Source organism: Chitinophaga sp. (assembly GCF_035538455.1).
GTDB lineage: Bacteria > Bacteroidota > Bacteroidia > Chitinophagales > Chitinophagaceae > Chitinophaga.
The window spans coordinates 1-21,696 of sequence record NZ_DATLKJ010000023.1; the positions used below are offsets into that span (position 1 = coordinate 1).

The 21,696-nt window shown below is 45.2% G+C and carries 14 protein-coding genes; 7 read left to right on the forward strand and 7 right to left on the reverse strand.

Annotated elements, in window-relative coordinates:
* Positions 1–53 precede the first annotated feature (53 nt).
* Entirely contained in the window at positions 54–2,999 is a 2,946-nt protein-coding gene (locus tag VM802_RS02195) for a serine hydrolase domain-containing protein (RefSeq protein WP_325527501.1), read from the forward strand.
* Positions 3,000–3,123: 124 nt separating this feature from the next.
* On the opposite strand, the gene VM802_RS02200 is transcribed toward VM802_RS02195, so the two are convergent.
* Positions 3,124–3,570: a hypothetical protein gene (locus VM802_RS02200; protein ID WP_325527503.1), complete on the reverse strand. Its 447-nt coding sequence runs from the start codon at positions 3,568–3,570 to the stop codon at positions 3,124–3,126.
* Between the two features lie 199 nt (positions 3,571–3,769).
* Here VM802_RS02200 and VM802_RS02205 point away from each other — a divergent pair, with 199 nt between their 5' ends.
* The 3 genes from VM802_RS02205 to typA all read left to right on the forward strand — a co-directional run bounded on the left by VM802_RS02205 (position 3,770) and on the right by typA (position 9,093).
* A complete protein-coding gene (locus VM802_RS02205) occupies positions 3,770–4,828 on the forward strand; it encodes a COX15/CtaA family protein (protein WP_325527505.1) in 1,059 nt (352 codons plus the stop codon).
* 33 nt (positions 4,829–4,861) lie between these two features.
* Positions 4,862–7,099 carry a patatin-like phospholipase family protein gene (locus tag VM802_RS02210; protein WP_325527507.1) on the forward strand — a complete coding sequence of 746 codons (2,238 nt, stop codon included), beginning with the start codon at positions 4,862–4,864 and terminating at the stop codon, positions 7,097–7,099.
* A gap of 185 nt (positions 7,100–7,284) precedes the next feature.
* On the forward strand, positions 7,285–9,093 hold the full coding sequence (gene typA / locus VM802_RS02215; protein WP_325527509.1) for a translational GTPase TypA: 1,809 nt from the start codon (positions 7,285–7,287) through the stop codon (positions 9,091–9,093).
* Between the two features lie 66 nt (positions 9,094–9,159).
* Here typA and VM802_RS02220 read toward each other — a convergent pair whose 3' ends face one another.
* The 6 genes from VM802_RS02220 to VM802_RS02245 all read right to left on the reverse strand — a co-directional run bounded on the left by VM802_RS02220 (position 9,160) and on the right by VM802_RS02245 (position 16,391).
* Positions 9,160–10,461, reverse strand: a complete 1,302-nt coding sequence (locus VM802_RS02220; RefSeq protein WP_325527511.1) for a GNAT family N-acetyltransferase — start codon at positions 10,459–10,461, stop codon at positions 9,160–9,162.
* A gap of 606 nt (positions 10,462–11,067) precedes the next feature.
* Positions 11,068–12,078: a recombinase RecA gene (recA, locus tag VM802_RS02225; protein WP_325527513.1), complete on the reverse strand. Its 1,011-nt coding sequence runs from the start codon at positions 12,076–12,078 to the stop codon at positions 11,068–11,070.
* Between the two features lie 893 nt (positions 12,079–12,971).
* Positions 12,972–13,625, reverse strand: a complete 654-nt coding sequence (locus tag VM802_RS02230) for a hypothetical protein (RefSeq protein WP_325527516.1) — start codon at positions 13,623–13,625, stop codon at positions 12,972–12,974.
* Between the two features lie 49 nt (positions 13,626–13,674).
* Complete coding sequence (gene rpoN, locus VM802_RS02235) at positions 13,675–15,171, reverse strand: RNA polymerase factor sigma-54 (protein WP_325527518.1); 1,497 nt, start codon at positions 15,169–15,171, stop codon at positions 13,675–13,677.
* A gap of 101 nt (positions 15,172–15,272) precedes the next feature.
* Positions 15,273–15,875 carry a ribonuclease HII gene (gene rnhB / locus VM802_RS02240; protein WP_325527520.1) on the reverse strand — a complete coding sequence of 201 codons (603 nt, stop codon included), beginning with the start codon at positions 15,873–15,875 and terminating at the stop codon, positions 15,273–15,275.
* Between the two features lie 75 nt (positions 15,876–15,950).
* On the reverse strand, positions 15,951–16,391 hold the full coding sequence (locus VM802_RS02245; RefSeq protein ID WP_325527522.1) for a hypothetical protein: 441 nt from the start codon (positions 16,389–16,391) through the stop codon (positions 15,951–15,953).
* 217 nt (positions 16,392–16,608) lie between these two features.
* On the opposite strand from VM802_RS02245, the gene VM802_RS02250 reads away from it, so the two are divergent.
* The 3 genes from VM802_RS02250 to VM802_RS02260 all read left to right on the forward strand — a co-directional run bounded on the left by VM802_RS02250 (position 16,609) and on the right by VM802_RS02260 (position 21,523).
* Complete coding sequence (locus VM802_RS02250) at positions 16,609–18,771, forward strand: S46 family peptidase (protein ID WP_325527524.1); 2,163 nt, start codon at positions 16,609–16,611, stop codon at positions 18,769–18,771.
* 142 nt (positions 18,772–18,913) lie between these two features.
* Positions 18,914–20,077, forward strand: a complete 1,164-nt coding sequence (locus tag VM802_RS02255) for a porin (RefSeq protein ID WP_325527526.1) — start codon at positions 18,914–18,916, stop codon at positions 20,075–20,077.
* Positions 20,078–20,092: 15 nt separating this feature from the next.
* Positions 20,093–21,523: an anion permease gene (locus VM802_RS02260; protein ID WP_325527528.1), complete on the forward strand. Its 1,431-nt coding sequence runs from the start codon at positions 20,093–20,095 to the stop codon at positions 21,521–21,523.
* Positions 21,524–21,696 lie beyond the last annotated feature (173 nt).

The window sequence follows — 21,696 nt, forward strand, 5'->3', positions numbered from 1 at the left end:
AAGTTTATGACATGAGGAAACATTTATTGATTGTTGGACTTTCCGGAATGCTTATGACAGGAAGCGCGATTTCAAAACCCACTGACAATATCATCCGGAAGAAACATAAGAAGAATAGCACACAAACTCATCTGCCGCAACAAGACAAAGCATCACAATGGGCCGATAGCGTTTTCCAGTCGCTGACACCAGACGAACGCATCGCACAACTGATTATGATCCGTGCCCACTCTAACTTGGGCCAGGACCACATCAACGCCGTAGTGAAAGATATCCAGGACAATAAAGTCGGGGGCGTTATCTTTTTCCAGGGCGGTCCTGTACGGCAGGCTAATCTTACCAACTACTATCAGTCTATTTCCAAAGTTCCTCTACTGGTGGCCATAGATGGCGAATGGGGATTAGGCATGCGCCTGGACAGCGTTATTTCTCTTCCCCGCAATATGATGATTGGCGCTGTACAAGACACCGCACTGGCATATGAAGCCGGCCGCATAATTGGCGAACAGTGCAAACGCATCGGCATACATCTCGACTTTGCCCCGGATGTGGATGTAAACAACAATCCCAATAACCCTGTCATCAACGACCGCTCCTTCGGCGAAAATAAATACCAGGTAGCACGGATGGGCGTTGCTACGATCAAAGGAATGCAGGACGCCGGTATTATGGCCTGTGCAAAGCATTTCCCGGGTCATGGCGATACCAATGTGGACTCCCACTTCGATCTTCCTTCTATCAATAAAACACGTCAGCAGTTGGATTCGCTGGAGTTATATCCTTTCCGCGAGGCTATTGCAGCAGGCGTTGGTTCGGTAATGGTCGCACATCTTTACATACCGGCTATCGACAAAAAGTCCAATACACCAACATCTATTTCCTATAAGGCGGTAAATGACCTGCTGAAGAATGAACTTGGTTTCAAAGGTCTCGTGGTTACCGATGCGCTTGAAATGAAAGGTATTGCCAAATTCTACAGCAAAGGTCAGGAGTCATTGCAATCTCTGCTGGCAGGTAACGACCTGATGATATTGCCACCCACTGCAGAAGGTAGTGTGGCAGCCATCAGGAAAGCGATTAAGAAAGGACAGATAAGCCAGGCAGAAGTAGATGAGCGCGTGAAAAAAGTGTTGCGCACCAAGTATGATCTGGGCCTGTGGAAACCTCAACGGATCAATACTGCCAATATCACAGCAGATCTGAATGCAATGACGGATCAGTTGCGCCGCCGTATCGCAGAACAGGCACTCACACTTGTAAAGAACGACAAAAACATCGTACCTTTTTCGCCGGCAATGACTCAGCAAAAACTGGCTGTGGTTGCTGTGGGGGCTGATGTGAACAATACCTTCATCGACGCCGTGAAAGCATATAAGCCAAGTACCGATGCATTCATTTTTACGGCAAGGCAGTCAGTAGAACAGATAGCACCGATCGCGTCACGTATCCAGCGCGATTACAAAGCTGTTATCATCAGTGTGCACAATTTCAGTCGCCGCCCCGCCGGCAACTTTGGACTCTCTCTCGCCCAAAGGCTGATTGTGAGCCAGTTACAGAAAGAGCTGCCTTCTGCAACCGTAGTATTCGGCAATCCATATGCATTGCAGTACTGGTGTGATGCACCGGCCACTATCGCAGCTTATGAAGACGACAGCACTACCCAGAGGGTTGCTGCTGATATCCTCTTCGGCAAGCTGGCTCCGAAAGGAAAGCTCCCTGTGACTGTTTGCCCGGGGCTGCCATCGGGCACCGGCATTACTTATAACATAAATAAATATACGAATTTGCCTGTCGCTGCTCCTGCAGAAGTCGGCATGAACGAACAGACGTTACTCAAAATCGATGGACTGGCTAATGAAATGATCTCCCGCGGCGCTGCTCCCGGTTGCGAAGTGCTGGCGATGAAAGACGGTAAAGTGATATATAACCGCTGCTTCGGTCATTTTGAATATAATAAGCAGGAGCCGGTATCACCACAATCCATTTATGACCTTGCATCAGTAACAAAGGTCTGCGCCACCACATTATCTATTATGCGTCTTTACGACGAAGGCCGTATCGATCTTAATGCGCCCCTGGGTAGCTATCTGCCCTTTGTACAAGGTACTGATAAAGCCGGATTGAAGATCCGCGATATTCTGTTGCATCAGGCCGGCCTGGTGCCATTTATTCCTTTTTACAAAGAAACGCTCTATCCAGACGGATATGCGGATACAATATTATACCACAGTGATCCGGATTCTTTACACGCTATAAGGGTCGCGGAAGAAATGTATATGGATCACCGGTATGTCGACTCTATCTGGAAGAAGATACTCGATAGTAAAGTAACGTCCCATCCAGGCTATGTATACAGCGACCTCGACTTCCTTTTCCTCGGGAAGATCGTGGAGCAGCTTACCGGTAACAAGCTAAATACCTATGTGTACAATACCTTCTATAAGCCGCTGGGACTAGCCACTACCGGGTTCTTACCTACAGAAAGATTTCCCTTGCAAGTGATTGCACCTACGGAGCAAGAGCATTTTTTCCGGAACCAGCTGCTGCGTGGCGATGTGCATGATCCAGGTGCAGCTATGCTGGGCGGCGTAGCCGGCCATGCTGGTCTGTTTTCAAATGCCCATGACCTTGGTGTTATTATGCAGATGCTGCTTAATAACGGAAGTTTCAATGGTGTACAATACATTAAGCCTGAAACGGTGAAACTGTTCACTGCTTATAACAGCGGAATCAGCCGCCGTGGTCTTGGCTTCGACAAACCGGAAAAAGACAATAACGCAAGGCGCGAGCCATATCCCGCCAAGTATGTGTCAGGAGCTACTTTCGGACATACCGGTTTTACCGGCACCTGTGTCTGGGCGGACCCATCGAGCAACCTGGTGTTTATCTTCCTGAGCAACCGGGTATATCCTAACGGTGGCGCCAATACGAAAATATCCGCACTGAATACAAGGGGCAAGATGATGGACGTGCTCTATGAAGCAATGGTATCCAAGTAGCCCGGAAACTATTGTAACTACAGGTAAAAAGCCACAGACCCGTTAAGGAATATTTTCCATAACGGGTCTGTGGCTTTAAAGTATAGCTTGTTATTGCAGCTGTATCATTATGAAAACGCTGTAATTACAGGGATACGTTCCTGTTTACAATAGTCTGTGTTTTGATGCCGATGGCTTTCTCTGCCAGTTTGTTTTTACCATTCCTGATCTCGAAAGTGTATTGGCCATCTTCGAGGGATTGCAGGTTGTAACGAGCTTCGAATGTAGCAGTAGCAGGCAGTGTTTCACGGAGCAATACATTATTGTAGTTGTCTTTAATGTACAGCGTGATCTTTTCATTTGCCGGATTTTCAACGGAAAGTTTGAAAAGCAGTGAATCTTTATCCAGTTGTGCAAGTTTAATGCTGAAAGATTTTTTTGCTGCTTCCGCTACTGGTTTCTCATTCACAAACCTGCTGGCATTGTAAGCAAATACATTTTCCTGTGCAACGCTCTGCAGAAAAGGGAAAAGAATAGTTGTTAATACAATGATTGCTGTTTTGGGAGCTAAAACAAAACGTAAGTGTTTCATGACATTATATTTTTAATGTGTTGTGCATTTTTTTAATCTGGGCCGTATTAGCTAATACAATGGAACCGTTTTAATTTGTCGACGCAAAGCTCCGACGTTTGCATTAACAGAATATTACGCCTTTGTTAAAATAATGTGAGGATTTGTTCGGCTTTCATCCCTATTTTTGCAGCGTTTATGGAAGCAGTAGCTATTAAATATGGAAGCAGTAGACATTAAAAATAACCGCCCGGTTGCCATCTGGTTGTATATAGGCGTGGGCATGCTGGTAATACAGGTTTTACTGGGAGGCATTACCCGTCTTACCGGTTCCGGGTTATCGATCACTGAGTGGCAGCCATTGCTTGGCGCTTTCCCTCCAATGAATGAAGCGGCCTGGCAGAAAGCGTTTGACGGATATAAACAGATTGCTCAGTACAAGTATATAAATAATCATTTCACAGTATCTGATTTTAAGTTTATCTATTTCTGGGAGTGGTTGCACCGCGATTGGGCCCGGTTAATCGGGTTTGTATTCATTATCCCATTTATCTACTTTATTGTAAAGAAGAAGATCAACCAGAGCATGGTCAATCCTTTGGTTGTACTCTTTATACTGGGCGGCCTTCAGGGTGCGATTGGCTGGATTATGGTGAAGAGCGGTCTGAACGACGAAAACCTATATGTAAGCCACATACGATTGGCTGTACATTTTATATCTGCATTGGTGTTGCTGTGCTATACATTCTGGTTTGCATTGAAAATCAGTGTTCCTGACAGAGAAGTATTGCCAGTTGTGTCACTGAAAAGGCTCAATGTATGGCTATTGGTAATTGTAACGATACAGCTGGTGTTTGGCGCATTCATGGCAGGTTTACACGCCGCGCTCAATGCCAATACCTGGCCTGATATCAATGGAACCTGGGTGCCTGCGGGGATGTTTTCACAGGGGGGCTTCTTTACAGACATCGCACACAATCCTATTACCATTCAGTTTATTCACCGCGGACTGGCTTATGTTATTACAGTGCTGATTGCCCTGTGGTGGTGGAAAGCTGGCAAAGTGCCTGCCAGCAGTCTGTTGCATGGTACCCGCTATCTGCCGCTAGTATTGGTACTGCTGCAGGTATTGCTGGGAGTGCTCACACTACTTAGTAGCCAGACAAAAATACCTGTATCATATGGTATACTGCATCAATGCGTTGGCATGCTGCTGTTGCTCTCACTTGTATGGACATTATACCTCAGTAGAGGTAAAGCGGGAATCCGGAATTCGTAATTATTCCGTAAGTTTATCTGTAATAATCGTCTGATGAAGGTGAAGTTATTACTGATAAAAATTTACTATTCCTTCCCTATACAACTTTTGTTGCTGCATTTCAGAAAATACCAGGTATTGCTTCTTTTCTGGGTTATTCTTTTCAGCACTATCAACGGAGGATTCGCCAAAGTATTTGGCGGTGATGCCTTATACCTCGCACCAGAATACCTGGGCAAAGTAAACTTTTATAGTACTGGCATCCTGGGACTCGCCACTGGCATGTTTATCATGAGCTGGCAGATCACTACATTCATTCTTCATACAGGCCGGTTCAAGTTTCTGGCCACTACAGCACAACCTTTTTTCAAATACTGCCTGAATAACTCCATCATTCCGCTGGCATTTTTTCTGTGCCTGCTATACCGGGGATGGGAGTACCAACGTTATGAGCAGTTGAGTAGCTTGCCCGACATACTCCTGCTGGGAGAAGGTTTTATCTGCGGAGCCTTATTCGTATTCTTCTTTTGTTTCTTTTATTTTTTTAACGCAGATAAAAATATAGGCAGACGTCTGGAGAAGCGTTTTGGTAACCCACGGAATTTTTTACGTGTGATATTGAAGCCCACACAAGAGCCAGATGAAAATGCCCTCCCTGTACACAACTACTTTACAACTCCCTGGCGTATTCGTCGCGCCCGTAATGTAGATCACTACAATAAACATTACCTGGACAGCATTCTCAAGCAACATCATTTTGCCGCCATGATCACTGTGGGTTGCGCCCTCGTTTTCCTGGTGATACTGGCCTATATGATGGATTACGAAGTGTTCAGGATTCCCGCGGGCGCCAGTGTGCTGATATTTTTTGCATTCCTGATAGGTGTAGCCGGAGCCTATTCTTACATGTTGCAGACGTGGTCCATACCGGTGTTGCTGGTGTTTATGTTCGGTCTGAATTGGATGGTGGAGCACGATTGGGTGGATAACCGCAATAAAGCATATGGTCTGAATTACCGTCAGAAGAAGGAACGTCCGGAATATAGTGTGGATGCACTGCAGCGGTTCTTTACAAAAGAAAGAAGCGATGCAGACAAAGAGCAGACGTTGGGCATCCTCAAAAAATGGAGGGCCGGGTTTCCTGCCGACAAAAAGCCACCATTGATAGTAATGAATTTTAGTGGTGGTGGCAGTCGCTCAGCTACCTGGACTGTAAATGTATTACAACGGCTGGACAGCATGCTGGAAGGCCGTTTGATGAAACATACTGTACTGATGACGGGCGCGTCAGGAGGGATGCTTGGAGGCAGTTATTTCCGGGAGTTATATTATGAACAGCGCAAGGGCAGGCAGATAAATGTATTAGATCGGAGGTATGTGGATAAAGTCTCACAGGATTTGTTGAACTCTGTTTTCAGCGCATTGGCAGTAAATGACTTTATAACACCTTGGCGCAGCTTTCAGTTGGGAAACAATCGATATGCGCGAGACCGTGGCTATGCCTTTGAAATGCAGCTGAATCAGAATACAGATAGCGTGCTGGATAAAACGTTGAAGGATTACCAGCAACCAGAGCAGGATGCAGAGATCCCTATGTTGATATGGAATGCCACGATCAATGCAGATGGCCGCCGGCTGATGATTTCACCTCAGCCGATCAGTTACCTCTGTAGCCCGCAGTATCTGTACCCTACACGGCAGGTCAGGGATATTGATGGTGTTGATTTTACACAATATTTTGCGGGGCAGAATGCGATGAATCTGCGCATCACCAGTGCGATACGCATGTGTGCCACTTTCCCTTATGTACTGCCCAATTCATTTTTGCCAAGCACTCCCATTGTGGATGTGATGGATGCAGGCATCCGCGATAATTTCGGGCAACAGACCACCCTGCGCTATCTATATACTTTCAGCAAATGGATCAATGAAAATACCAGTGGTGTGGTATACATACAGATCCGAGATACCCGTAAGAATGATATTGCTCCTATCAAGAAAAGCAAAGACCTTGGGGATCTGCTGTTTGAGCCACTATTTACTATGCAGCAGCATTGGAGCGCAATGCAGGATTTTGATCAGGATGATCTTGTAAATTATATGGAAGGATATTTCCCTGATAAGTTTCACCGCATCATTTTTCAATATGTACCGCAGAAACAGGATAAAGCTGCAGCGTTGTCCTGGCATCTTACTTCCCGCGAAAAATTCGATATTGCCCATGCCATTGATAATCCTGCCAACCAGAGTGCGTTAGATTATGTAGTTAAACTAATCAGGCATTATTACTAGTTAGTTTCCAATGTAAGGTGTTGATAGTCAGTGTTTAGTGAGTCGCTTTTCACAAGTGACCAAATGGTTACATTTATTTAAAGCTGGAATCCTTCATTCTCGTCAGGTTTTCGTACCTTTGCGCCTTCTTTTTGTAGCTATTAGCGCTAAAATTGTTAATGGCTGATAGCTAAAGATTTAGACATATGAACATTCGTAATATTGCAATTATTGCACACGTAGACCACGGTAAAACGACCCTGGTTGACAAAATTCTTCACCAGGCAAACGTATTCCGGGCTAACCAGGAATCCGGCGAACTGATCATGGATAACAACGATCTTGAAAGAGAGCGAGGTATTACCATTTTCAGTAAGAATGCGTCTGTAGAATATAAGGGAACCAAAATCAATGTGATCGATACTCCAGGCCACGCCGACTTCGGTGGTGAGGTGGAAAGGGTATTGAAAATGGCGGATGGTGTGATCCTGCTGGTGGATGCGTTTGAAGGCCCTATGCCTCAGACCCGTTTCGTGTTGCAGAAAGCATTACAGCTGAACCTGAAGCCAATTGTGGTTATCAACAAAGTGGATAAAGCTAACTGCCGTCCTGATGAAGTACATGATGCAGTATTCGAATTATTCTTCAACCTTGATGCTAATGAAGAGCAGCTGAACTTCCCAACCTTCTACGGTTCTGGCAAGAATGGCTGGTTCAACAGCTCATTAACTCCCAGCGAAGATATCACTCCGCTGATGGATGGTATCCTGGAGTATGTTCCGGAACCTAGAGTGGACGATGGTAACCTGCAGCTGCAGATTACTTCTCTGGACTACTCCTCATTCCTGGGTCGTATTGCAGTAGGTAAAGTAACCCGCGGCTCTATCCAGGAAAACCAGTGGGTGAGCCTGATGCAGGCTGATGGCACTATCAAGAAACAGAAAGTGCGCGAGCTGTATATCTTTGAAGCGTTAGGTAAGAGAAAAGTTACGGAAGTTACTGCCGGTGATATCTGTGCAGTTGTAGGTATAGAAGACTTCAATATCGGTGATACTATCGCTGATGCTGAAACTCCGGAAGCATTGCCGATCATTAGCGTGGATGAACCAACCATGAACATGTTGTTCGGTATCAACAACTCTCCCTTCTTTGGTAAAGACGGTAAGTTTGTTACTTCCCGTCACCTCCGTGACCGCCTGATGAAAGAGACTGAAAAGAACCTGGCATTGCGGGTACTTGATACGGATAGTGCTGATAGTTTCATGGTATATGGCCGTGGTATTCTTCACTTAGGCGTTCTGATCGAAACCATGCGCCGTGAAGGGTATGAGCTGACAGTTGGTCAGCCTCAGGTAATTGTTAAGCATATTGACAATAAGAAATGCGAGCCATATGAAACCCTTGTGGTGGACGTACCTCAGGAATTCGCCAGCAAGGTGATTGACCTGGTAACCCGTCGCAAAGGTGAAATGCTAATCATGGAAACTAAAGGTGAAATGCAGCATCTGGAATTTGAAATTCCTTCCCGCGGTCTGATTGGTCTGCGTACGCAGATGCTGACTGCTACCGCTGGCGAAGCTGTAATGGCGCACCGTTTCAATGATTATAAGCCTTGGAAAGGACCAATCCCTGGTCGTAACAACGGTGTGTTGATCGCAAAGGAAGCAGGAACAACTACAGGTTACTCTCTCGATAAACTGCAAGACAGAGGTTTCTTCTTTGTAGATCCAGGAGAAGAAGTATATAGAGGTATGATCATTGGTGAAAACAATAAACCTGGTGATCTGGTGGTGAATCCGAATGAAGGTAAGAAGCTCACGAATATGCGCGCGAGCGGAAGTGATGCTGCTACCAACATTGCACCTAAGACGCTGATGACGCTGGAAGAATGTATGGAATACATCCAGCATGATGAGTGCATTGAAGTTACACCTAACTTCATCCGTATGCGTAAAACCATCCTGGATGAGGAAGAACGTAAGAGAAATGCAAAGAGCATGAAGGCTGAAGCTTAGTTTTTGGTAAGATACTAACTAGTGATTGCAAACACCCGTTCAGATTTCCTGAACGGGTGTTTCTTTTTACTTGCCGGAAGCGTATTTTTTAATCAGTTGTATAATTTCTCTTCTATCGAAATGTCCTGCCCAATCCAGCGGCGTGGATTTATAGAATTTATCCCGGATGCTCAGATCGGGGTGTGCACTTAATGCCAGCTGGGCGAGTGCTGTGTCGTTTCGTTCTGCTGCAATATGCAGAAGTGTGATTTGCAGCCAGTCGTCATATAATGTATTTACCCGTTCCGGTTCTGAATGTAGGAGGGCAGCAGCTTTATCTTTCATATTGAGGTCCCATACATCCAGAACATTGTATCGTGCGCCATGCTCTATAAGCCATTCTGCAGTATGTGCCTGCCCGCAATGAGCGGCCAGCTGTATAAGCGTCATACCGTTGGCTACGGGGGTATCTATTGCGGATGGTGATTGCCGATATAGTTCCTTCAGTGCGGGCAGGTTGCCTGTGCCTACTGCCTCCGCCCAATGTATGCGTGGGTCACCTGCTGCGGGTAAGTCCGAGGTGGTGAAATTCCCGATATGCCAGGTGGCTCCGCTGCCTATCCACCGAAATCCAATCTGTTCATACATGCGCTGTCCGGTTGCATTTAGTACCGCATAGTTATAGCCGTGTTGACGGGCAAATTTGCATGCAGCAATAACAACGGCCCTGCCAACACCTTTTCCCCGCTCGGTGGGGATAACCCCGACATTATATATGCCGGCATTGCCATATTCTCCGGTTGTGAAAAAAACTTCGCTATGTCCGATGATTTTTTCTTTCCTGACAGCGATGAATCGTTGTGTGCGCTCAGGAAATTTTACCCGAAGTGTTTCTGGAATGGTGGAGTTTCCATCGGAGTAAGGGAGATCTTTAATTCTGAGATGTTCGGGATTGTCGGCAACTTTTATCTGGATGTCTTCAGGCAGGGAGTGTTGATCATTGATCGTTGCGAGGTCAAGCGCCATCCAGTATGGCGGCCAGCTGGGCTTAAAACCGCGGGCCAGGAGACGTGCGTTGAGGAGTGGAGTAGTAGCTGCTGCGAGTGACCAGTATCTGATAGAGTGGGGAGGATGTGATTGATAATAAGTCATCATTTCGTCCAGAGGTAGGCTGTTGTCAGCGATGCCGGCTCCGGGGAAACATATCATGGCTTCTATATCTGCTCCGGCGTATGTGCAGGTGATATCATTGATTGTTTTTATCTCCCCTGCAAGTGCAGTAGCGCCAAGGCAGAAAAGTTCCTGGTGATTGTCGGCCACAGACTGTTCAAGTTGCAGCTGTGTGGCACCGGCCGGGAGTACATGATGGGAAGAAGGAGAGGTTGTCATTGAAAACATTTTTATAGAATGGTGTTTGGATTCCTGTTCTATATCACAATAGCCAGCTTTGTATTTACAAATAAAGGGAATAAGAAGATGTCTTCAGTATACGGAGGTCTCTTCATTCTACATCAAAATAATAAAAAATCCCCGCCCAGGAAAAGGCAGGGATGTGCATACTAACCCAATGCTTACTAAAACTAACTTCTATGTATATATGTATACTAAAACTGTGTCTATAAGTATGTTCTATGTTAATATTAATATGCTAAACCGTCTCCACGTCTTATTTGTGATGATGAACAGTTTGAGATAATGAATAGATATCCAACACATATTTTCATATGTATTCATGGTATCATGACCTCGTTTTTTTGTTATAGGCTCATTATTGTTGGCTGAACATCACTGTTGTTGGCCGAACCGTCACATATCAATTGTGATTTCTTATCTAATGTACCGGAGACCAGATTAGCGTGTTTATTAGATTAGAGCGGTTACCTGATGTTAATGACTAACAACATGCACCGGAATCACATAACAAAGAACTTGTGTTAATTATTAATTGGTGGCAGTGTCAATTGCGATAGTAGTAGTAGCTTAAACCTACCTTGGTTATGCTTCTTCCTGTTTCTCTGCAATTTTCACTTTGATCTTTCCTTCTATCTCAGCTGCCAGTTCGGGATTGTCGCCCAGCAGCTGTTTTACTGCATCACGGCCCTGGCCAAGTTTATTGGAATCGTAGCTGAACCAGCTGCCACTCTTCTGGATGATACCGTATTCTACGCCCATGTCGATGATCTCACCGGTTTTGGAGATACCATAGCCGTATACGATGTCGAATTCGGCCTGGCGGAAAGGAGGAGCTACTTTGTTTTTCACTACTTTCACTTTAACACGGTTACCGATTGCTTCATCTCCATCTTTAATCTGGCTGATGCGGCGGATATCCAGTCTTACAGATGCATAGAATTTCAAGGCGTTACCACCAGTAGTTGTTTCGGGGTTACCGAACATTACACCGATCTTTTCACGTAGCTGGTTGATGAATATGCAGCAGCAGTTGGTTTTGGAGATGGTGGCGGTGAGCTTACGCAGTGCCTGAGACATCAGACGGGCCTGTAAGCCCATTTTGCTTTCACCCATTTCGCCTTCCAGTTCACTTTTAGGAACCAGCGCAGCTACGGAGTCTATCACCACTACATCTACGGCACCAGACAGGATAAGACGGTCGGCAATTTCAAGTGCCTGCTCACCGTGGTCTGGTTGAGATATCAACAGTGAGTCTACATCCACACCCAGTCGTTTTGCATAGCTGCTATCGAAAGCATGTTCTGCATCCACAATAGCGCAAATACCACCTTTCTTCTGCGCTTCTGCAATAGTATGTATAGCTACGGTTGTTTTACCGGATGATTCAGGACCATATATTTCAATAATCCTTCCTTTTGGAAAGCCTCCAATACCAAGCGCAATGTCAAGACCCAGGGAACCAGAGGAAATGACTTCCATTGGTGCTTCGGCTTTTTCTCCCATCATCATCACTGATCCCTTGCCGAAATCTTTTTCAATCTTATCCATTGTGAGGCGGAGAGCCTTCAGTTTTTCTGTATTTGCTGTAGACATATAATTACGTGTTTTTTACAAATTTAAACGAAAAGCGAATCACAATCGGTTTGCTAAATTATAACCTATTTTTCTATTTTCCTAAAAATTTTAGCATTTTATTTTTAAGTATGCTAAAAAAAATAGTAGCCGGTCATGCAACTGCTTCTCTGAATATTGTTTCAAGGGGTTAACCCGCAATGGCAAAACAAAGATCCAGGGGTGTTACGCATTGAATGTGCGTAATCACGGATCAAGTTGAAAAAGATGAAAGATAGCTTAGAAATAGCTCCTGAAAGAAGTTCTACCGTGATATATTACAGTCCTACAGCCTGCATCAGTACTGTATCCTGGGAGTATACGTGGACTTGATAGGGAGTTAAGGTGGACTTGATGCGGACATCTCCTGAGAATGTGTGATTATATTAATATATATAAGACTGGATTTGAATATTATTCAATGGTAGTGTCTGGATGGTTGGATCAGATGTGCTGGGTATCGTACAGCTATTGAAGCCTGATGAAAGGAAGACAAGAAGGTCTGAAAGCCTCAAAAAATGTTGAAAATCAATGCAAGGGAAACTACTGCTTTTTAAAAAAGCGTAGTTATACTCTTGAGTGTCAATGTAGAAAATCGGACTTTTGTGATGTCAAGTTTAGTTGTTAGAAGTTAACCCATGCACAGTTTGTTAGTTGTTTGTTAACCTGCCTTACGGCCTTTGCATCCATGCTACAGGGGATCATCGGCAAGAAGCATCCCGGCTGTAACGGTAAACCCCAAAAACTTTTTATCGCCATTCTAATTTCCTTGTTCCCCCGTTCCTTGCAAGCTACTCCTTCTGAAAGAGAAGAGAGCCGGGCAAGGAACGTAGAATGGCGGTAAGACCCCAATTAAAATAAGCTCCTGAAAAAATTCAGATAACCAGTATCCGGCAGGCCGCCAGCTGGCAGATAATCCCGATAAAAAAGCCCGTGTAGATCTCAGCAGGAGAGTGGGCGCGTAATACCATCCTCGCGGTGGCCACGAGGCCAGCCACAAAGAACGTAATAACGAGCGGAGTAGATACATTCATATGCATTCCCCACATCAGTGACAACAGAAAGCCTATAACGCCTCCCCAGCCAACTGTATGCATGCTCGTTTTGATGAAAATATTGGTAACGAAAGAAATTGAAATAGCCAGGAAGATACCCAGGAAAAATGCTGTATAAAACTTCGGTGCACGGCCTTCCTGTAAGAAAGTATAGAAAGCCCAGAAGTAATAAATTGTACAGGCTACGTAGGGAATAATACGGTCTTTCTGCCCCTTCATATAAATTGAAGAAATAAAGCCCAGTGATTTTGCCAGCAGTACCGTCAGCATCGGGAAGAAAAGACTGATAATACCTACCCTGAAATAGAGCATGTCAAACGGAAATCGCTTGGTGAGGGGCTTGAAAGCCACCATATATTCAGGGATTGACTGCAGTACCAGGAAGGTTACCAGCAAAGGAATGAATAAGGGATGCGTAATATAGGACACCACCTGGGCCACAGAACGTGCCGCGGGTGAGAAATCCGGTTCCATCTGAAATTGTTTGTCCTTTCCTGATATTGCCTGATGCATTCTTGTTTTCTTATAGTTCTTTACGTAAACGGGCTACAGGAATATTCAACTGCTCCCGGTATTTGGCTACTGTACGTCTTGCAATGTTGTAACCCTTGTCTTGCAACATTTTAGTGAGGTTTTCATCACTCAGCGGCTTGCGTTTATTTTCCGCTTCTATCAGATCCGACAGGATCTTTTTCACTTCACGGGTAGAAACTTCTTCTCCGCTGTCTGTTGAAAGAGATTCTGAGAAGAAAAATTTCAGCTTGAAAGTACCAAACTCCGTTTGTACATACTTACTGTTGGCCACACGGCTTACAGTGGAAATGTCGAGCTGCGTACGGTCTGCAATATCTTTCAGGATCATGGGTTTCATGGTGGTTTCATCACCGGTGAGGAAGAACTCACGTTGATAGTCCATGATTGATTCCATGGTAGATAACAAAGTATGCTGACGCTGTTTGATGGCGTCTATAAACCATTTGGCGGCGTCTATTTTCTGTTTGATAAACAGTACCGCTTCTTTCTGCCGTTTATCTTTCTTATCGCCACGATCGTATTCCCTCAGCATTTCGCGGTAACCGCCTGAAATGCGCAGATCCGGGGCGTTTCTTGAGTTGAGGGTCAATTCCAGCTTGCCACCGTTATTGATAATAAAGAAGTCGGGCAATACGTAGCTTTCCGCCTTGTTGAGCGTAGCGTAATTACCTCCTGGCTTGGGATTGAGGCGGATAATCTGATTGATGGAGGCTTTGAGGGCTTCATCGCTCAGGCTAAGGGCCTTTTGTATTTTCTCGTAGTGTTTTTTGGTAAACTCGTCGAAGTAGTTTTCCAGGATAAGATAGGCGGTATGAACGCCTTCATCTTCCTGTGATTTTCTCTTCAGCTGCAACAGCAGGCACTGTTTCAGGTCAGTGGCACAAACACCGGCAGGATCAAATTCCTGGATTCTCCTGATCAGTTCCTGTATTTCTTCTTCTGTTGTTTCAATATTCTGGGAGAAAGAGAGGTCATCCACTATGGCGCTTACTTCTCTGCGCAGATAGCCGTCATCGTCAATGCTGCCGATGATATGTTCGGCAAGGGCGTTCTGACGTTCGTCAAGTTCCAGCATGCCGAGCTGGCCCAGCAGATGTTCATGGAAGGATGTTTCAACCCGGATGGGTATTGTTTTATTGCTCTCGTCCGGATCCGGGTAGTTGTCGTCTCTCAGTTTATAGTCTGCCACATCATCGTCTCCTTCACTCACATATTCTGAAATATCTATGTTGTCATATTCGCTTTCGCTGCCATCCGGATCAAATTCGTCGTCTTCATTTTCTTCTCCTGCTGCGTCAAAATCTTCCTGTTCTTTAAATTCGTCTTCGTGTGCTTCCTCTCCGTATTCCAGTGCGGGGTTTTCTTCGAGTTCTTCTTTTATTCTTTCTTCCAGATTGACAGTAGGAACCTGCAACAGCTTCATTAGCTGAATCTGTTGAGGTGAAAGTTTCTGTAATAGTTTTTGCTGTTGAGTCTGCTTTAGCATAATCCAATCCCTATCAGGGCAAAATTAAGAAGTAAGTGAATAGCAGTCTGTAATTGGCTGTTAGCTTTTGGTAATGAATTAAGCTATAGCTGATACAGGTGCTATCCCAGATCCAGTTCCAGTTGTTCAGGTAGCAGGCGGAATGATTTGCGATGAAAGGGTGTTTCGCCGAATTCACGCAAAGCGTTGCGGTGTTGCCTGGTCGGATAGCCTTTGTTTTCATTCCAGCCAAAGTGCGGATAGTCGGCATGTATGCTTTGCATATATTCATCCCGGTACGTTTTGGCTAGGATGGAAGCGGCAGCTATGGAGGCGTATTTGCCATCTCCCTGAACAATGCAGGCATGTGGCGTATTGCCATAGGCCTGAAACCGGTTACCATCTACAATAATATACTCAGGCTGCTGCCTCAGCTGCTCCAGAGCCAGATGCATGGCTTTGAAGGAAGCTTTTAATATATTGATCTTGTCAATCTCCACGTTGTCTACACTGGCCACTGCGTAATACAGTGCTTTTTCCTCTATCAGTTTCCTGAGCCGGGTCCTGTCTTCAGCTTTAAGTTGTTTGGAATCATTCAGTCCACGCAACTTAAAACCCGGTGGTAAAATCACCGCTGCGGCAAATACGGGGCCCGCCAGGCACCCTCTTCCGGCTTCATCACAGCCCGCCTCCAGTAATATATCCTGATAATGAGAAAGTAGCAAATCCAAATTTGTTTAAGACGGGTAAAATTACAAGAATAAAGTTCATGGAACAAGGCACCCTGAATTTTAAGGCTGTCAGCTGTCTTTTTTGAACAAATCCTTGAAGTCCTGCTTGAAATCAGTCCACTCCTTGTCAGACTTGCGCATCAGCTCATCACTGGCTTTGCGGGTGCTATCCCAGGTGGCTTCACTGCTGGCTTTGATGTCCTGCATTTTTTTCCGCATTTCGGTTTTCAAGCTTTCAAGTTTCCGGCGGGCGGCTTCACTTTTCTCGGTGCCCTCTTTTTTGAGCTCTGCGGAGGTTTGATCAATTTCCCGAATCCGCTCATTAATGGCGTCTTCGGCCTGCTTTTTCTGTTCAGTAAGATAATCGCCGGTATTTTCAATGGCAGATTTAATGTCTTCTTTCGCCTTGGTTACGTCTTCTTTGATGTCATCTCTTTTATCCTGCTGGTTTTTACTTTCGTTACAGGCGAAAAAAGCGGTCACCCCCAATAATAAGCATATCTTTTTCATAGTTCTGGTATTTATGTTTTTAGCGTACAAGTAAAATCTGGCACATACACTATTTAAGCCCCTTATCAAAACATATTCCATTTTTTGCGCCGGGTGCTCATATGATTATTCCCGGGAAGATTTTTCCGGGTAAAGAAGCAGGCATTATGCCCGTAGATTCTGTTCCTTAAAGAAAAAATAGCTAGGTTTGAGGTCCAAAAACAAAACCTGATTTTATATGAGAAAAAATTTAATGGTTTTGCTCTTGCTGCTTTGTGTCAATATTAAATGGGCAAAAGCGGATGAGGGCATGTGGCTGCCTTATTTATTGGGGCAGCAAACGTACAATGACATGGTGAAAAGAGGACTTAAGCTCACCAAAGACCAATTGTACAGCATTAATAAAGCCTCACTGAAAGATGCAATTGTTATTTTCGGCGGTGGTTGTACCGGCGAAATTGTGAGTAATGAAGGGTTGATCTTTACCAATCACCACTGCGGATATGGCGCCATCGCTGCTGCCAGCACTGTAGCGCACAATTACCTGAAGAATGGCTTCTACGCCAAAAATAAGCAGGAAGAGATTCCTTCTTCCCAGCTTTCTGTACAGTTCCTCGTTAGAGTGGACGATGTGACCAAACAGATGGAGGAAACCCTGAAAGATCTTTCCGGTGCAGAAAGAGTACAGAAAGAACAGCAGGCCTATAGTGATATTATCTCTAAAGCTACTGCCAACACTGGTTACGAGGGCAGGGTAGTGCCTATGTTCAAAGGCAACCAGTATCTGCTGTTTGTTTATGAGCGTTATAAAGATATCCGTCTTGTGGGTACCCCTCCGGAAAGTGTGGGTAAATTTGGTGGAGATACTGACAACTGGGAATGGCCCCGTCATACCGGTGACTTCTCCATCTTTCGCGTATATGCAGGTAAAGATGGCAAGCCAGCTCCTTATTCTGCTGAAAATGTGCCATTGAAGCCTAAGCACTTCCTGCCTGTATCTATCAAAGGGGTGAAGGAAAATGATTACGCCATGATCTTTGGTTACCCTGGAGGTACCAACAGGTATGAAACTTCTTACGGCATCAAGCTGAAAACAGCAATTGAAAACCCTTCGCTGGTGAACCTGCGTGATGTAAGGCTGAAAGCCATGATGGAGCAGATGATCAAAGACCCTGCGGTAAAATTGCAATTGGCATCTTCTTATGCCAGCATTGCGAACTACTGGAAATTCTTTGACGGCGAAACCAAACAGCTGAAACTGCACCACGTGCTTGAAGATAAGCAACAGCAGGAAGCAGCCTTTGCAAAATGGGCGCAGGGTAAACCTGAGTTTTCCAATATCCTCAGCGAATATGAGGCGGCTTATAAAGCCTGGACACCATATACTAAACATCGTGTATACCTGACCGAAGGTATCCTCGGTTCTCCGCTTGCTGCATACGCAGGTACATTGATGGCGGTAGAGAAAGCGCTGGTGACACCCGGTGCAGCCAAAAATGCCGCTGCTCAGGCTATAGAGGCTGCTGAGAAAGCGCGTACTGCTTTCCTCGAAGGCGAAAATAAACCCAGCGATCAGAAAATTCTCGCAGCAACCTGCCGTATGTTCTATACAGACATCCCTAAAGATCAGCAACCTGTCGGTTTTTACGATGCATTGAAAAATAAGTTCGGCAGCCTGGATGATGAAAATACTTACCGCCTGTGGGCAGCATCTCTGATGACTAACACCCTACTGCTGGATGATGCAAAATGGAAAGCATTTGTTGCCAACCCGGACGCTGTAACCCTGCAGAATGACCCGGTATTTGCCTATGCCAGCACATTCATCAAAAACTATACTGGTAAATACCTGCCATTATACACCCAGTTCAACCTGAAAGTGAATGACCTTGGCCGCGAATACCTGAAAGGCAACATGCAGATGCAGCCTAATGCTAACAGGTATCCTGACGCCAACTTCACTATGCGTGTATCTTATGGCCAGGTAAAACCGTATTCTCCGCGTGACGCCGTTTTTTATGATTATGTAACTACTATGAAAGGCGTGCTGGAGAAATATGTTCCCGGTGATTATGAATTCGATTTGCCTGAGAACTATGCTGATCTCTATAAAAAGAAAGATTTCGGTCAGTATAAAGATGCGAAGCGTAATGATGTAGTGGTTGGTTTCATCACTACCAACGACATCACCGGCGGTAACTCCGGTTCTCCCGTTATCAATGCTAACGGTGAGTTGATTGGTCTGGCGTTTGATGGAAACTACGAGGCGCTGAGTCACAAGATCCAGTTCGACTCTGAGTACAACCGTACTATCTGTGTGGATGTGCGTTATGTGCTATGGTGCATCGAAAAGCTGGGTGGTGCAAAGAATATTGTCAATGAGTTGAAGCTCATCAAATAATTTGAGATTTTTGAATTTTGTGATGTAGGAATTTTAAAATTCCTACATCACAAAATCTAAAAGTCACCGATTCGAAACATTTCCTCCCCGGGGTTGTTATGCTGATAAGAGAGAGCTCGTCCTCGTTACATAACAACCGTACATGCATAAACGAAAGCTACTATCACTAACCCTTTTTCTGCTTGCCGGTACTGCGGCTTATGCCCTGAATGACCCTGTTAAAGACAGTACAGTTAACGACTCCACAGTTAAAAAAGTAAACGGTTTTCTCAAGAAAATAACGCTGGGTGGTGTATTCCAGGCCCGCTATACGCTGTCCCTGAACCGGGATGTGGATGTGAATGGTACTCATCAGCCGGGTGAAAAGGAAGTAGTGCGTAACAGTTTCAGCCTGAAGCGTGCGCGTTTGCAGGTGAAAGCACAGGTGAGCGACCGGTTTCTTGCCGCGGTACTGGTAAACCTGGCTGATTTCAGCAGCGACCCCAAAGGGAAGGTGCTTGAAAACGCCTATGTATCCTATCGTTGGAATGACGCGGTGAACTTTATGGTTGGTCAGTTCCGGCCATCTTTTGGGTTGGAAGACCTGTATCCGGTGGATATTATCAAATCCATGGATTTTTCCAATCAGTATTATTCCTTTGGCAGTAATGGCTGGCAGAGTTTTCAGGTGGGTGTTTCTATGTTTGGCGCGTTCAATAAAACTGGAACGGTGCCTGTTAAATATGCGCTATCTGTAGTCAACGGTAATAACCGCAACCAGATCTCCGACGATGACAATGGCAAGCTGGGAACAGCCAGGCTGGAGTTCGGAGATATGAGTAAGCTGTCGGTGGGCCTCAATGGCGGCTTTGGTGCTGTAAAGCAACAAAACGTATATGCGTTTGGGGTAGATGTATCGGGTGTGATTCCCCTGGCGCCTAAATGGGACCTCGAGATCCAGTCAGAATTCAAGCAGGGAAACAATCACAAATATTACTACTCGCTGCCGGACAGTCTGAGAGCGGACCCTGTTAGTAAGTACCAGATGCATGGGGTATATGTGCTGCCTAATTTCCGTTATAAGATTAACTACCATAAGCTCACTTCCATTGAGTTTTCTATGCGGTATGAGTATTTTAATGAGGATTTCAAACATACCGGTAATTCACGGCGTACTTACATTCCTATGATCAGCCTGGCATTCCTGAAGGACTATGGCGGCCGTGTACAGTTGGGCATGCAGATCGATAATTACGATAAGGATATTACCGGAACCAAAACCCACAACAGTAACCTGATGATTGTTCAGGTGCAGTGCAGATTATAAAAACTGTTATCAGATATGAAAGAGATTAAATATCCACAACTGCTTATTACACTTGTCTTTGGTGTTATTATATGGTTTATTCCTGCGCCGGAGGGTGTTACGGCAGACGCCTGGCATTTGCTGGCCATATTTCTCTCGACGATACTGGGTATTATCCTGAAAGCTGCGTCTATGGGAACGATGTCCATGATCGCGATTACAATGGTAGCATTGAGTGGGGTATTGGCGCCGGGTAATCCGGGTAAATCTATAACACTGGCGTTGAGCAGTTTTGGTGATAAGGTAATATGGCTGATCGGTATTTCATTTTTCATAGCGAGAGGGTTTATCAAAACCGGACTGGGGAAGCGGATAGCCTATCTTTTCATCCGCATATTTGGCCGTAGCTCTATGGGGCTGGCCTATGGCCTGGGGCTTGCAGACCTGGTACTGGCTCCCGCGGTGCCCAGTAATACTGCGAGAGGTGGAGGTATCATATATCCTATCATGAAATCTATGGCCATGAACTTTGGGTCTGTGCCGGAAGACGAGTCTACCCACCGCAAACTGGGGAGCTATCTTACGCTCAGCAGTTATAATATGAATCTCATTACGTCTTCATTGTTTCTGACGGGGACGGCGAGCAATCCCATGTGCCAGAAGTTTGCGAGGAATCTGGGTATTGAGATTTCATGGATGTCGTGGTTTGTGGCTGCGGTAGTACCTGCCGTGTTGTCTATTATTGCATTGCCATATATTCTGTATAAGATTTATCCCCCGGAACTGAAATCCACTGGTGATGCACCGGCAATGGCTGCGGAAAAGCTGAAGGAAATGGGGCCGGTGCACAAGCATGAATGGTTTATGCTGCTGGCGTTTGTAATACTATTGTTTCTATGGATTACGGGAGATTTGTTTGGTATTGACGCTACGACTACTGCATTGATTGGGTTGGTGTTCCTGCTGTTATCGCAGGTGCTGACGTGGGAAGATGTAAAGTCGGAGAAGGGGGCCTGGGATACTATTGTATGGTTTTCTGCATTGGTGATGATGGCGAGTTTTCTTAATTCGTTGGGGTTTATTCCCTGGTTCAGTAATGTAATAAAACAGCAGGTAGGAAATATGCAGTGGGTGGTAGCATTCCCCATTATCGTATTGGTATATTTTTATAGTCATTACATTTTTGCGAGTGCTACAGCGCATGTAGCGGCGATGTATTCGGCATTCCTGGCTGTAGGCATTTCGGTGGGTATACCAGGTACACTACTGGCGTTGGTACTGGGTTTCTGCGGAGGTATCTTTGGTACGCTCACGCATTACGGGCATGGTCCTGCGCCGGTATTTTTCGGAAGCACTTATGTTGATCTGAAAGACTGGTGGAAATGTGGATTTGTATTGAGCATTGCGTTTATACTTATATGGATGGGCGTAGGAGCAGGTTGGTGGAAGGTTTTGGGGATCTGGTGATATATTGCGGCAGTTTATTTTTCATATATCCGTATACGTAGTTGTACGGATTTTTTATTTATGTTGATTTAAAATTTTTTTTCAGAAAGATTGTGTGTAAATTTGCATCCGTTTTTAAGACCGAATAATACTGTTGCTGATCTGAGTTGCAACGTGCAATGGTGTTAACCCCG